The following is a 12,541-nucleotide window of genomic DNA, read 5'->3' as shown; positions in this document are numbered from 1 at the left end:
ATTAAGGATTATTTCTCCTAGCCGCATCCTCATCAGTATACGCCACCATCAACTCATCCCAATTCGTCGTATAGCGCGGGCTTCGGTTCGCGCAGCGTAGGTGCCAGGGGGCGTTCTTTTCCGGAAGGCCCAGGCGTACCGTTCCCTTTCCCATCTTCTCGTTAAGCGCGTCCATGGTGGCCATTAGCTTTTGGCTGCGCTGGCGTTGCTCTTCTGTTTGTGGCGTATCCATCAGGCTGAGTTGTTGGCGGTTCTCGTCGGTGAGGTCGATCAGCATCACGCCTGCTTTCTTGTAGCCGTATTTGGGGCGGTAGATCTTACGCAGCGCCTCCTGGGCGGCGTGGAGTATGTCGCGGGTGTCCTGGCTGGGTCGTTCCATTTCTACGGCTAAGCTGGGGGAGTACTGGGGCAGATCGGGCCGGAAGCGATCGGTTTTGAGAAACACCAGCACGGCGCGGGCGAGGCTGTTTTGCTCGCGTAGCTTTTCGGCGCCCCGTTGAGCGTGTTGGCGAATAGCGCCTTGCAGGTCGTAGAGCTGGGAAGTGGGGCGGCCGAACGATCGGCTGGTCATGATGCGTTGGCGTGGTTCGTTAAAGTCGTTCATCTCCAGGCAACTGATGCCGCGCAGTTCCAGCACGGTGCGTTCCATATTCACTGAGAACTTACGCCGGAGGCGCTTGGCGTCCGCTTCGCGTAGGTCCCAGGCGGTGTTGATGCCGAGAACTTGCAGGCGTTCGTTTAGCCGGCGGCCCACGCCCCAGACATCGCTCACCTCAATTTGCTGCAACAGGTGCCTGGCTTCCTCGCTTTCCGCGTGAAGGATGCACACGCCGGGGTAGCCGGGGTGCTTCTTGGCAATGCGGTTGGCCAGCTTCGCCAGGGTATGGGTAGCGGCAACGCCGACGCATACGGGAATGCCGGTTTTACGGCGGATCTTCTTGCGCAGCGATTTGGCATGCTCCAGCAGTGCTTCCGGCTCGAAGCCATCCATGCGCACGAACATCTCATCAATGGAGTAAGGCTCCACACCGGCGGTTTCCTGCTCCAGGATGCCTTGCACCCGGTGGGACATATCGCCGTAAAGCTCGTAGTTAGAGGAGTGCAACACGATCTCGCCCCGCTCGACCAGGTGGCGCACCTGGTGGGCAGGGGTGCCCATCTCGATACCCAGCGCTTTTAGCTCGTTCGAGCGGGCGATAATACAACCGTCGTTGTTGGACATAATGCCCACCGGCCGGCCTTCTAGCTTGGGGTTGAACACCCGCTCGCAGCTGACGTAGAAGTTGTTACAGTCCACTAACCCAATCATAATTTGCATCCCTGCTTGTGTAAGGCTGTTAATTTATACAGTATTAGGCACAGGGAAAGCGACAGGCAGATTCTAATATACGTCGCTTAATGTGGAGCAAGCACAGGACAACAACATGCGAGTGAACTACTTGGGACCAGCAATGGTGGGCGTGGAGCACCCAGCCGTGGCAGAAATGGACAGGCGAAAATTTTCACCTAGCTGCTTTCTGGTGGAGATAAGTGAGGAGGCACGCCCAGGCGGGCCGTGGATGGAGGGCGATGTGCTGGTGGTGGATGAAGCGCGATCATTTGGCCACGCCGATCTGGTAGTGGCAGAAGTGGAAGGCGTTTATCGATTATTCAAAGCCCACCGCGTGGGCAGCCGTTGCCGGTTGCTGCCAACGAACGGTGGTCAGGGCTGCTTTGTGACCGTGCAGCAGTTCAAGGGTGTGGTGGTGAGGCAAGCGCGGTGCTGGGCGGTGTAGGAGATGGCTTACAACTGTATGGCAAAAGTCTTACATCATTTGTTAAGTATATTTGACATAGTGGACTTAGATACACCTCACCTAAAAATATGGGAAAAATAATGGCTGCATTAACTTTAAAAGCTCAAAACCTACCCATGCAGGTTGTGGCTTTTTTTATCAATTACTTCCTGTTTTGGGTGCTAGTGCTGGGCGGTGAGGTAAATGTTTTTTATCAAAGCTATGAAGAATATTTGAAGCTCTCTGGCGTTTTGCTATTTGGCCTTGTTCTCACTGGCTCGCTGTTCGGAAATCATGTCAAAGAGTTTTTGGTCTTTTTTAGAGCCAAAGATAGGCTACCGGGCTTTAGGGCGTTTTCTTTACATATGGGAAATGACTCTCGAGTCAATGAAGAGAAGATCTCTGAAAAAATTGGTGGCTTCCCTGAAGAGCCAAATAGGCAAAATAAAGCATGGTACTCTCTTTATAAAACTGTTAGAGAGGTTGGCTCAGTAATTGAAGCTAATAAACGTTATCTTTTGTTTAGAGACTCTGCTTGCTTGATAGTAGTGACTTCGACCTTTTATATACTATATGCAGTCTACTTAAAGGCCAGTCATGAAGCGGTGCTTTATTATTCGTTGGCTGCATTGTGTTACTGGCAAATCTTAGCTATAGCTGCAAGAAATAGCGCAGTAAGCTTGGTTAGGAACGTTTTAGCGGAACATTCATAGGAGAAAATGATGGAATTTTTTGAGATAGATTTTTTGCCGGTAAATAGCACAAAAAGTGGAGACGCTATCACTGCAAGATATGTTAATGAAGATGGCGAAACAGTCATTCATGTGATTGATAGCGGTTATCAACATACTGGAGAAAGTGTAATAGAACATATCTTGAAATACTACGGCGAGAATGTAGTTATCGATCATATGGTATTAACACATCATGATGGCGATCATGCTGGAGGTTTAAGAGAGGTATTATCCAAGATAGAGGTTCGTAATCTTTGGATGCTCAAGCCTTGGGACTATTCAAACGAGATAATTCACAGGTTCAGTAGATTTAGTAATCATGAAAATCTATCAAAGAGGCTGAAAGAGAAGTTTCCTAATATTAAGTTTTTAGAAGACATAGCAAATGATATGGGGGTGCCAATACGTACGCCTTTTGCAGGGGCCGAAATTGGGTCTTTTAAAGTTTTAGCACCTTCGAAAGAGCTATATCTGGATTTGGTTGTTGAGTCTGAAAGATCTCCTGATGTCAAGCAAGAAAGAGTTGTTGCAAATGAAGAGAGAGGCTTTTTAAAAGGAGTCTATGATGCTCTTAAGTTGAAGCTGTCTGAGTGGGGTGAGGAAATATTTTCTAATGAGCTAACAAGCTGTGAAAACGAAATGAGCATTGTTCAAGCCGCAGTGATATGCGAGAAATCTATTTTGCTTACCGGGGATGCTGGGAGACGATCATTAGACGAATCGATAAATAATTTCTACATGTCGGGAATAGAGCTTCCAGGTGTTGACTTTGTCCAAGTCCCTCATCATGGCTCTAGGCGTAACGTTTCGTCTGAGATTCTTGATAAAATTTTAGGTGAAAAGAAAGCTCTTCATGAAGCTGATGATAAGAGTTTTGTAGCCATTATTAGTGCTTCTAAAGAGGATGAAAAACATCCTAGAAAAAGCGTGATTCGTGCATTTCATCACAGGGGGGCTAAAGTCATTACAACAGAAAATGGAGTGGTTCAAATTAACAGAAATGCTCCAGAAAGAGCAGGTTGGTCACCAGTGGACGGTGTGCCGTATCCAACTGAACAAGAATCTGATTAATATTTTTTATAGGGAAACGCCAGAGAGTCACTATCAGAAGTCAACTATTGCTTTGCACCTCACACCTAACTTGCGTCCCTAACCCCCCATCATTCAGCGAGTGTGTGACCTCGCTCACCAGCCAGGCGGTGGCGTCAATCTCAGGCTTGTAACCGCTGAGCGTTAACGGCGACTCCGGCAATATATCTGCCCGCCCCAGTGCAAGCGTTAGCTCAAACTCTGCTAAGCCGCGTTGGATGCGCTGCCATTCAGCGCGGGCGGCGGCGAGGGCATCATCTTCCGTGGCGTAGGTTGGGCGTAGCTGTTTGGCGTTTTCTTCGGTGCCTGCCAGTACCGTTTTGCGCTCTGCGCTTCTTGTGTCATTCCAGTAGGCTTTCACGCCGCTATAGGCGTCGCGGTCGGTGACGCTGTAGCGGTGTTGGTCACCATCACGGCGGGTGAGGGTAATGGTGGGCATGGCTTTACCGCTGGCGGTTAGCCCTTCGCCTGCAACAGAAAACAGCATGTGCCCGGCTTTAATGGCGGCAATGGCATCAAAACGTTCGCCCAGGCGGGTGAGAAAATTAAGGTCTGATTCTTCCGTTTGGTCGATATGGCCAATGCGAATGCTGTTAAGTGCGGCGGCCACCACTGGCTCCAAATTGTTGCGGCCGGCGATGGTGTTAACGATCTCACCCAGCGTTACATCGTGCCAGCTCTGGGTGCGTTTGCCGGGCAATTGGCTGCGCATATCCGCCGAACGAGCACGGATAGTGAGCTGATCCGGCGTGCCGCTGTGCTGCACTTCATCCACCGTAAAGCGGCCCTTGTCGATCAGCCCTTCATCCAGCCAGCCAAAAGCTACCTGCAGCTCTGCGCCGCGTGGGGGAATGGCGAGCTGGCCATCGTGATCCGCCAGAGTGATATCCAGTTGGTCAGCTTCCAGGCCGCACTGCTCGCGTAGCGTCAAACTGATTAGGCGGCCGTTAATGCGTGGGGTGATGTCGGTGCCATCCAGCGTGATGCGATAGCCAGGCTTTGGGTAAGCGTTCATACGTAGCCACCAGCCAGGCGTGCCACGGCGGGCAAGGCCAAGCGGCCGATCAGGTCGGTGCGTTCGTCGTCGACGTGCTCGAGCGTGAGGTTGAACTCGATTTTTTCAGCGGCGCCGTCGCGGAAGAAGTGGGTGCTGGTTTCTTCCACGCGGGTGACTACCCACAAGCCGTACTGGCGGCCAGTGCCTTCGACCAGCGGCCAGGCGTTACCCTGGTTGGCCATCTCGCGGATCTCATCCAGGCTAAAGCGGCCGCCGGTGAAGGTGGGTAGTAAAGTGCCAGAAAGGTTAATGGTATCAGTCCCTTGGCCGATGAATTGATACGCAGGGCGTTCCCCTACGCGAGATTGGCTCGCGTGACGCCATTCAGTGACCCGTTTCAGCTCTTGATAGGGAACTGTACGGGTCTCGAATACAAACATACCAAGAGCCATTAGCATGAAAAATCTCCTTAAAAATTATCTTAAGTGGTCGAGTGAAAATAAAAAAAAGCAATTTCCTAAATTCCAACTTGGATCATTTTTCATCTTGCAATTTTTTGCAGCATTTTTAATGTATGGAATTTTCATAACCTTTCTTGCTAAGCATTTCCATCCAAGCACTGAGCTTTTTATGACTATGATTAAAGGGCTTGATGTTTCCATGTATTTAGCTATTGCGACTGGTATGCTTGGTTATCTAAAGTTTAAAAAGGAAAGAAATTCTCCTTTAGCATTGGCGGCTTTATTTTGCCTATTAATGGCTGTCTCTTCTCAACTGGTAACTCTAATCCCAGTAGATATTGTAGTTGGGAGTGATTTTAATCGTCGGTCAGCTATCTACTGGCCAATTTCGTTAATGTTCATCTCCTTGTTATGTATTACCTTTAATCTGGCCGTAATGGTCTTTAAATCGGTTGAAAATAAAACTGCAGAGCCTTAATCAATATCCCTCATTGAAGAACGCTGCCGTGCCTGGGCGTCGCGTCGGGCGTTGGCCAGGGCGCGCTGCACTTCCTGCGCCACGTACTGGGCGAGCTGTTGTTCGTTCATGCCGGGGGCAGGGGTGACGTTGATATTGATGTCGCCCATGGAGAAACCACCGCCTGCTTGTGAGCTGGGCGCGCTAAGCGGCGGCCGGTTATCAAACTGAATCGGCGATTGCTGCTCGATGCTGGGCATCGCGGCGGCAGGCAGGGTTGCGGCGCCCAGTGCTAGCCCGGCGCCTGCTCGGGTCACGCGGCGGGCGATGTCGCTAATGCGTTTGGCGGGTTCATCCCGCTGGGCATCCAGCCCTCTGTTCAGGCCATCCACCGTGTAGCCGCCCAATTGGGTGAACACCCGGGAGGGGCTGTTGATATCCAGCACATCGGCGAACCAGCCACGCACGTTGCCGGCCATGCCGGTCACGCGGTCGCGTAGCGCGCTGAGTTTGCCCGTAAGGCCACCGATCAGGCCTTCCACCATGGCGCTGCCCAGGGAGCTGAACCGTTCGGGGATCTCGACCCCCAGCGCTGAAAGCGCGGTGGTGATTCCCCGATAAAGCAGGCCCAGCGGTGACCAGTTTATGAGCAGCTGCGCCACGCCACTTATGCCGTTACTGAACGCGGTATTAACCTGCTGCCACAGCCCTTGGAAAAAGGCTTTGATCGGTTCCCAGTGGCGGTAGATCAGGTAAGCCGCGGCAGCGATCGCGGCGATGGCCACGCCAATGGGGTTGGCGAGCAGGAACATGGAAACGGTGCGGAACACGCCGCCCAGCCACAGGAAAGCCTTACCGGCCATAAGGATTTGCGGGCCGACTAACGCCATGCCATAGCGCACCATGGCGATAGGGCCAAGGATGGAGGCGAGCATTAACGTGAGCATGCCGCCTGCGGTGACCAGCACGGTGAGAATGGCGGCCACTTTGGCGATGGTACCGGCCAGCCGTGGGTTTTCATTGATCCAGCTGCTCACGCCACGGGTAATGGCGGTGACGTTCTGAATAAGATCGCGCAGCGGGCCGTTGTTGGTCTCGGTGATGGAGATGCCCACTTCATCCCAGGCGCTGCTGAGCGATTTGAGGTCGCCGCCGATGTTGTCCGCCATGGTTTTGGCCACACGGGCGTTTTCGCCAGCGGCGTTGGTGAGGATCTCCACAAACTGCTCAATGCCCGCGCTGCCTTGCTGGGCGATCAGTTCCGCCATGCCTGCGCCGGGTTCTTCACCGAAAATATCCTTCAGGTAGGCGGCGCGGTCGGCGTTGCCCATCTCTTCGGTGGCACGGGCCACATCGGTGAGAATGCGGGGAATGTCCCGCAGGTTGCCTTGGGCATCCTTGGCGTTGACGCCTAGATCTGCCAGCGCCCCGGCGGCGGCCCCGGTGGGGGCGGCCAAGCGGGTGACCATGGCGCGCAGGGTGGTGCCTGCCTGGCTGCCTTGAATACCCACGTTGCCCAGCAGCCCGGCCATGGCGGCGGATTGCTCAAGTGACATATTCATGGCCCGGGCCTGGGGCGCCACGTACTTCATCGACTCGCCAAGCATCTGCAGGTCAACATTGGCCCGGGTGGTGGTGGCGGTAAGCACATCACCCACGCGGCCCATCTCGGCGGGGTCTAGCCCGAAGCCGGAGAGAATGTTGGAGGATATATCCGCCGTGCGGCCGAGATCGGTACGGTTGGCCAGTGCCAGGTTGAGCATATCCGGCATGGCGGCTTGAATGGCATCCGGATCAAAGCCTGCCATGGCCAGGTAGCCTTGGGCATCGGCAGATTGCCCGGCACTAAAGGCGGTGGTGGCTCCCAGCTCCCGCGCTTGCCGTTTAAGGGCCTGGAAGCGTTCGTCTTCGGCTTCCATACGGGTGAGCGCCTGCACCCGCGACATCGACTCCCCGTACTCCACACCGGGGGCCAGCAGGCGTGCCCCGGCGTACAGCGCGGCGCCGCCACTGGCCGCCATGCCCGCACCGGTACCGGCCATGTTGTTACGCATGCTCATGGCGCGGTCGTATCGACCACGGGCCTGTGCGGCGTTGCGCTGCTGTTCCGCCAGCCGTTTTAAGCGTTGCCGCTGTTCATCTACCGCGGTATTGGCGCGCTGTATTTCGCTGGCAAGGCGGCGTTGGTCGCGGGAGAGGTGGCCGGTGCTCACGCCGTTATTGTTCAGCGTGGTGCGCAAGCGGTGCAGCGTTTGGCGCTCTTCATCGTAGCGTTGGGTTAGCCTGCGGGCCTGAATAATGGCCTTTTTACGCTCGGCGACCAGGGCGGCGGTGTCGCCCTGGTTGGATTGCATTTGTTGCGAAAGGCGGCGGATACGCTCCTGCTGTTCACGCAGGGCGGTGGTGGTGTCGGTGGATTGCCGGGTGAGGGTGCGAAAGGAGCTGACGTCTTTCTGGGTGGCCTGGAGCTGCTTTAAGCGGTCGCGGTTTTCGCGCATCGCTTGAGAGGCGCCCTGAGAGGCGCGATCAATCGCCCGTAGCGGGCGGGTGGCCCGGTCAACGGCGTTGAGAATCACCTCAAGCTTTAGATTACGCGCCACGCTTGCTCCTGCTTTCTGTGGGTGTGCTGCGCTTTCGCGCCCGTTCGCGCCACTCCATTAGCTCCCGCAAGCTGAAGTCGGCGCAGTCTTCCGGCGACCAGTGGAAGACGATGGCGAGATCCGCCATCGCATCTTCTACCTGGCCCGGTAGGGCTATCACAGGCCCCGAAGACCGGCCTAGTCGGTCTCGCCCTTGGCCCGCTTCGTCAGCAAAAAACCGGCGATTTCACCGCCGCATTGCACTAGGTCCGCCGGGTCCATCTGGCGCACTTCGGCGGCGGTGAGTGAAGGGTTGGAGAGGCGCGGGATTAGGGTGATCAATGCATCGGTCTGCATTTGCAGCACATCGGCCAGCGAGATACCGCGCAGTTCGCCGGACTTGGGCTTGCGCAGCGTGATGCTGTCGATAGTCTGTTCGCCGCGTTTGATGGGTTCGTCTAGTTCGATCGGATCGGTGGCGATGGCAGTGTTGGCTTTGGTCATGGTGGTGTTCCTGGTGCTTGATTAAAGGGAAAAGGAGTGGGGTTAAATACCTGTCCTTAAAGGCCTGTCTTTAAATACCCAGGCGTTGGCGGCGGCCAGCGAGGCGATCGACGCCGTTGACCTTGAACACGCCGTTGACCAGATCGATCTCGATCTTGGTTGAGCCGTCGATGGTCAGCTTGTAGTAGCTGAGCGTGCTGGTGACCTGGTGCTCTGTGTTCTCGCCGGTTTGGGCATCACCCATATCGATCTCGGTGTGGCGGCCGCGCATGACGACTTCGACGGCGGAGGCGTCTTCGATATCGTCGCGCTCGTAGCTGCCGGTCATGCGCAGCATGTCGGCATCGATGCGGGCGGTGCCGAAGTTGTCGAACAGGCTTTCGACTAGGCCGCCGACCGTCCACTGAACGGTGAGCAGGCCGTCCTGACCCATATCGATACCCACGGCGCCGTCCATGCCGCCGCCGCGCCACTCTTCGATCTTGCGGGTGAGGGTGGGCAAGGTGATCGACTGGACGATGCCCTGCCAGCTTTCGCCGTTGCTGAACAGGTTGAGGTCTTTGAGCTTTTTGGGGAGTGCCATGAGGTTCTCTCGCTAGTCAGTTCAGGCGGTGGCTGCGACGCGCTCGGCGAAGTCAGCCAGGTAGGTGTCGGTGATGCGTTGCTGGAAGCCGAGATCCTCCAGCGGCGGCACCGGCGTGTAGTCGTAGTCGATGCGTAACTTGCCGGCCTTGAGGGAGGTCTGGGTGTTGAGCTCCTCGTTCAGCCAGGCGCTGCCATCCACAATCAGCCCCAGGGTTTTTAACTCGCGGAATTTGGCGTTGAGGCCTTCGATAATGTCTCGCGCTAGTGAGGCGTGCAGGGGCAGATCCACCGCCCACAGGTGCGCTTCCGCCACGGTGTCGGCGAGGATCTGCGCGGTACGGGTGTAGTTCTCGAACGGGAAGAGGCTTTCCGGCCCGGCGCAGGTGCGCGAGCCCCAGAAGCGGTAGCCGCTCTGGTTGACCAGGGTGGTGACATCGGCCGCGTTGAGCATGCCGGCATCGGTGTTGGGGCTTTGTAGATCCCAGAACACATCCTTATTGATACCGGTGACGCCATTGACCACCACGTTACTCAGTGTTTTGTGCCAGCCCACGGTTTGGTCCAGCTTGGCGCGCAGGCCCAATGCGATCGCCACGGGGCTGATATCCACCGTGTCAGCGTCGTCGGTATCAAACGCTTGCCACTGGGGCCAAATCACCATTAGCTCGCGGGCGCCAAACTGGTCGCGGTAGGCGGTGACCTCAGTAATGGTGTCGCACCCGTGGGCGTACACATAGCCAAAGGCGCGCAATTGCTGCAGCACCGAAACCAGAGCGGTGGCCACCGGCTGGGTATCCAGATAGGGCACGCCGATAATGCGCGGCGTCACGCCCAGCTTCTGTTTAGCGGTCAGCAGCGCCTGCAGCCCAGTGCGCTGGCCTAGCTCGGTAGTGGTGCCGATGAGGTTGGCTGTGGTTTCCTCGGCATCTTCGCCTTCGGCCACGCGCACCACGACGATGATGGGCTTGGCCTGCTGGCTGATGGCGGTGAGGGTGTCTTTCAGCGTGCCCTGAATGCCCGCTTTACCAATGGCGGTATCCACATTGGTGACCAGGGCGGGCTGGTTAAGGGGGAAGGTTGTGACATCCGCATCGGATGCGGTGCAGACCACGCCAATAACGGCAGTGGAGACGGTGCGGATGGTGCGCGTGCCGTCGTTGACTTCCGCAACGCGCACGCCGTGGTGGTATTGATCGAGTGCCATGGTGGCTCCTGCGCAGGTTCACTGTTCGGGTAACGAAAAGGGTGAATTCACGCAGGTATCGTGCGGGGGCTTGGGGGAGGGTGGTAGCGGTGCTGGGTGTGAGTGGGGCGGTTTACACCGTGGGGTGTGGTAAGGTGCGTGAAAGTGACTACTAAGGGAATGTAGGGATGAAAACGTGGGTTAAATTTTCATTGATAGGGGGGGCGTCATGTTTGCTCTCCTATGTAGTTTTTTCTCCAATAAGTGGAAAGTTTTGGAGTGCTGCATGGGTACAAGCGATAGGATCGGTTATTGCCATTCTAGTAGCCGTTTACGTGCCAACAAAAATAGAACTTAATAAGCAAGAAAGAGAATTAAAGGAACGTAAAAGAATAGAGAGTGCAGCACATTTTATACTGATTAGGGAGCTTGCCGACATAATGGCTTATTGTGCATCCCGTGTTATAGCCATCGATAAGGATCGAGTGTTAGATGTGGATGATATCCTTGATGATTTAAAGGTCCCAAGTGTTATGACTGCGAGTGAAAAAAAAGATATATTAAGAGTTAATGATGAAAGGTTAAGCTTTTTATTGTCGTTAGATGAGATTTTAATGAAACGTTACAGCGTATTGTTAATTGATCTAAAGAAGGCGGATGTCTTGTTTTTTAATGCTTTAATGGATAAAAAGGAGGGATGTTTGGGGAGTGGTAGCTTTTCGAAAGCAAGAGACGAATATAATAAAATAATAAGTTTGTGTAATGAGTTGCGATATATGGAATAGAGATATAAGTTAAGTAATAAAGCGCAACCAGTGGTTGGCTTTATCGTTAAGTGTAAGTGATGAAATGTTCTTTGGCTTGTGCCTTTTGAGCTGTTCGATAGCTTGCTGTATTTCTTTTAAGTCTTTTGATCATTGCTAATCAGTTAAAATGAGGATATGACGTCAAGTTTGAACTAAAGGAACTCGTGCCGATAGGCCTCTTTGGGTTCAGCAATGAGCGGAAAACATCGAATGACAGCCTCGTTCATAAAAATATTAAAAGGATAGGGATGAACGGAACAGAGTTGATATTGAAAAGCTTTGGAATGGCATACCGAGGCTACATGGCATGGAAGTTTGAACGGCTACTCCAGAAAGCAGAAGCGCATGGTATGACCGAAGAAGAGATTTGCAACAGCGATCAACGGTTCGCTCTGTTCATGCGTGTGGGTAGAGCCTTTGAAATTTGCTCTGAGCGTGAGGTGGTCGACTATATTGCTGATGCTATGATTGGTGGGATTCAGTGTGGTGATGCCGATAAGCGGCCTGATTTTGTGCAGATGGCGGTTTCTTCTTTATCAGGAGTAACAAGAATAGAGCTAGATATTTTATGTTTTATGCACATGCATCAAATATATCTTGAAAAAAAGCATACGGTAGACGGACAGAAACAGTTGAAAGCTTTTTATGTTAAAGCAGAAAAAGAGCTTAAAATTGATATACATCTTTTAAATGCCATTGTTAGTGGGTTGGCAAGAACTGGTCTTGTTTCACCTCCTGCCAGCGGAATGGGGGGAGTCATTGCGTATAACACGAGTCGCCTAACTCCCCTCGCTCGGGACTTGTTTAGATATATTGATTATGCAAAAAGGCTGACAACATGAAGCCCACCTCCCGGCGGGCTTAGTTCGTCCAGAATGAATGCTCATGCCTTTGGCGGTCGATACCGATTAAGCTGTTCAATAGCTTGCTGTGCCACTTCCTCCGCCTCCTCAATCGTCTCCGCCTGATGCACCGCGGCTTTGCCCCCCAGCCGTAGCTGGCGGATCTCGCGTAGTGCGGTTTCCCAGGCCTCGGCGGTGGCTACGATCTCCAGGGCGGCGGCTTCGGCACCGACTTCAAACATAGCCATGTGGTCATTAACGCTGGATGGGATCGCCGTTGCGTCTTTGCCTCCCGCTAGCCACTCAGTGGCCTCCTGCTTTGCTAAAAGATACTCTTGATCAATGTAGCTACCTGGGCTGACGAATGCGGCGCGGGCGTTTCCAGCGGCGGTATCGATATGGGCTGACAGACTCTCACGGGCTTTGCTTACCACTAGGCCAGCCGGGACGCCAGAGTTAACAAGTTTATCTGGCTCCCATTCAGAATACATTTTGCCGTTGTAATTAATGTTCAGAAACATTTTAGTTG

15 protein-coding genes are annotated in these 12,541 nt (G+C 53.9%); 6 read left to right on the top strand and 9 right to left on the bottom strand.

Annotation, left to right across the window (positions count from 1 at the left end; translation table 11 throughout):
• Position 1: 1 nt before the first annotated feature.
• Positions 2-1,309, bottom strand: coding sequence for a Y-family DNA polymerase (locus tag ACUVOF_RS00810; protein ID WP_447042552.1), 1,308 nt, complete (start codon positions 1,307-1,309; stop codon positions 2-4).
• Positions 1,310-1,424: 115 nt separating this feature from the next.
• Between ACUVOF_RS00810 and ACUVOF_RS00805 the strand changes: the two genes are divergently transcribed.
• The 3 genes from ACUVOF_RS00805 to ACUVOF_RS00795 all read left to right on the top strand — a co-directional run bounded on the left by ACUVOF_RS00805 (position 1,425) and on the right by ACUVOF_RS00795 (position 3,580).
• On the top strand, positions 1,425-1,775 hold the full coding sequence (locus ACUVOF_RS00805; protein WP_447042551.1) for a hypothetical protein: 351 nt from the start codon (positions 1,425-1,427) through the stop codon (positions 1,773-1,775).
• Positions 1,776-1,876: 101 nt separating this feature from the next.
• The gene (locus ACUVOF_RS00800) at positions 1,877-2,488 is read left to right on the top strand and encodes a hypothetical protein (protein ID WP_447042550.1); all 612 of its coding nucleotides are present in this window, start codon (positions 1,877-1,879) and stop codon (positions 2,486-2,488) included.
• A 9-nt stretch (positions 2,489-2,497) separates the two neighbouring features.
• The gene (locus ACUVOF_RS00795; RefSeq protein WP_447042549.1) at positions 2,498-3,580 is read left to right on the top strand and encodes a ComEC/Rec2 family competence protein; all 1,083 of its coding nucleotides are present in this window, start codon (positions 2,498-2,500) and stop codon (positions 3,578-3,580) included.
• Between the two features lie 40 nt (positions 3,581-3,620).
• On the opposite strand, the gene ACUVOF_RS00790 is transcribed toward ACUVOF_RS00795, so the two are convergent.
• Together ACUVOF_RS00790 and ACUVOF_RS00785 are read right to left on the bottom strand one after the other, a co-directional pair.
• Entirely contained in the window at positions 3,621-4,613 is a 993-nt protein-coding gene (locus ACUVOF_RS00790; RefSeq protein ID WP_447042548.1) for a phage late control D family protein, read from the bottom strand.
• Entirely contained in the window at positions 4,610-5,053 is a 444-nt protein-coding gene (locus ACUVOF_RS00785) for a phage tail protein (protein WP_447042547.1), read from the bottom strand. Before ACUVOF_RS00785 ends, ACUVOF_RS00790 begins: the two co-directional genes overlap by 4 nt.
• Here ACUVOF_RS00785 and ACUVOF_RS00780 point away from each other — a divergent pair.
• Complete coding sequence (locus ACUVOF_RS00780; protein ID WP_447042546.1) at positions 5,052-5,534, top strand: hypothetical protein; 483 nt, start codon at positions 5,052-5,054, stop codon at positions 5,532-5,534. The genes ACUVOF_RS00785 and ACUVOF_RS00780 overlap by 2 nt on opposite strands.
• Here ACUVOF_RS00780 and ACUVOF_RS00775 read toward each other — a convergent pair.
• The 5 genes from ACUVOF_RS00775 to ACUVOF_RS00755 all read right to left on the bottom strand — a co-directional run bounded on the left by ACUVOF_RS00775 (position 5,531) and on the right by ACUVOF_RS00755 (position 10,385).
• On the bottom strand, positions 5,531-8,113 hold the full coding sequence (locus ACUVOF_RS00775) for a phage tail tape measure protein (RefSeq protein ID WP_447042545.1): 2,583 nt from the start codon (positions 8,111-8,113) through the stop codon (positions 5,531-5,533). The two genes, ACUVOF_RS00780 and ACUVOF_RS00775, sit on opposite strands and share 4 nt — an antisense overlap.
• Positions 8,103-8,273, bottom strand: a complete 171-nt coding sequence (locus ACUVOF_RS00770) for a GpE family phage tail protein (RefSeq protein ID WP_447042544.1) — start codon at positions 8,271-8,273, stop codon at positions 8,103-8,105. Before ACUVOF_RS00770 ends, ACUVOF_RS00775 begins: the two co-directional genes overlap by 11 nt.
• Positions 8,274-8,290: 17 nt before the next feature.
• The gene (locus ACUVOF_RS00765) at positions 8,291-8,596 is read right to left on the bottom strand and encodes a phage tail assembly protein (protein WP_447042543.1); all 306 of its coding nucleotides are present in this window, start codon (positions 8,594-8,596) and stop codon (positions 8,291-8,293) included.
• A gap of 70 nt (positions 8,597-8,666) precedes the next feature.
• On the bottom strand, positions 8,667-9,179 hold the full coding sequence (locus ACUVOF_RS00760; RefSeq protein ID WP_447042542.1) for a phage major tail tube protein: 513 nt from the start codon (positions 9,177-9,179) through the stop codon (positions 8,667-8,669).
• Between the two features lie 21 nt (positions 9,180-9,200).
• Positions 9,201-10,385, bottom strand: a complete 1,185-nt coding sequence (locus ACUVOF_RS00755) for a phage tail sheath protein (RefSeq protein ID WP_447042541.1) — start codon at positions 10,383-10,385, stop codon at positions 9,201-9,203.
• Positions 10,386-10,552: 167 nt separating this feature from the next.
• On the opposite strand from ACUVOF_RS00755, the gene ACUVOF_RS00750 reads away from it, so the two are divergent.
• Both ACUVOF_RS00750 and ACUVOF_RS00745 read left to right on the top strand, forming a co-directional pair.
• Positions 10,553-11,149, top strand: coding sequence for a hypothetical protein (locus tag ACUVOF_RS00750; protein ID WP_447042540.1), 597 nt, complete (start codon positions 10,553-10,555; stop codon positions 11,147-11,149).
• Positions 11,150-11,418: 269 nt separating this feature from the next.
• Positions 11,419-12,012 carry a hypothetical protein gene (locus ACUVOF_RS00745; protein WP_447042539.1) on the top strand — a complete coding sequence of 198 codons (594 nt, stop codon included), beginning with the start codon at positions 11,419-11,421 and terminating at the stop codon, positions 12,010-12,012.
• 41 nt (positions 12,013-12,053) lie between these two features.
• Here the strand turns inward: ACUVOF_RS00745 and ACUVOF_RS00740 are convergent, their stop codons facing one another.
• On the bottom strand, positions 12,054-12,533 hold the full coding sequence (locus ACUVOF_RS00740; protein WP_447042538.1) for a hypothetical protein: 480 nt from the start codon (positions 12,531-12,533) through the stop codon (positions 12,054-12,056).
• Positions 12,534-12,541: the final 8 nt, after the last annotated feature.

It is taken from the genome of Vreelandella sp. H-I2 (assembly GCF_052959335.1).
Note: the sequence above shows the minus strand (reverse complement) of the source record. Positions and strands in the feature narration are given on the sequence as shown.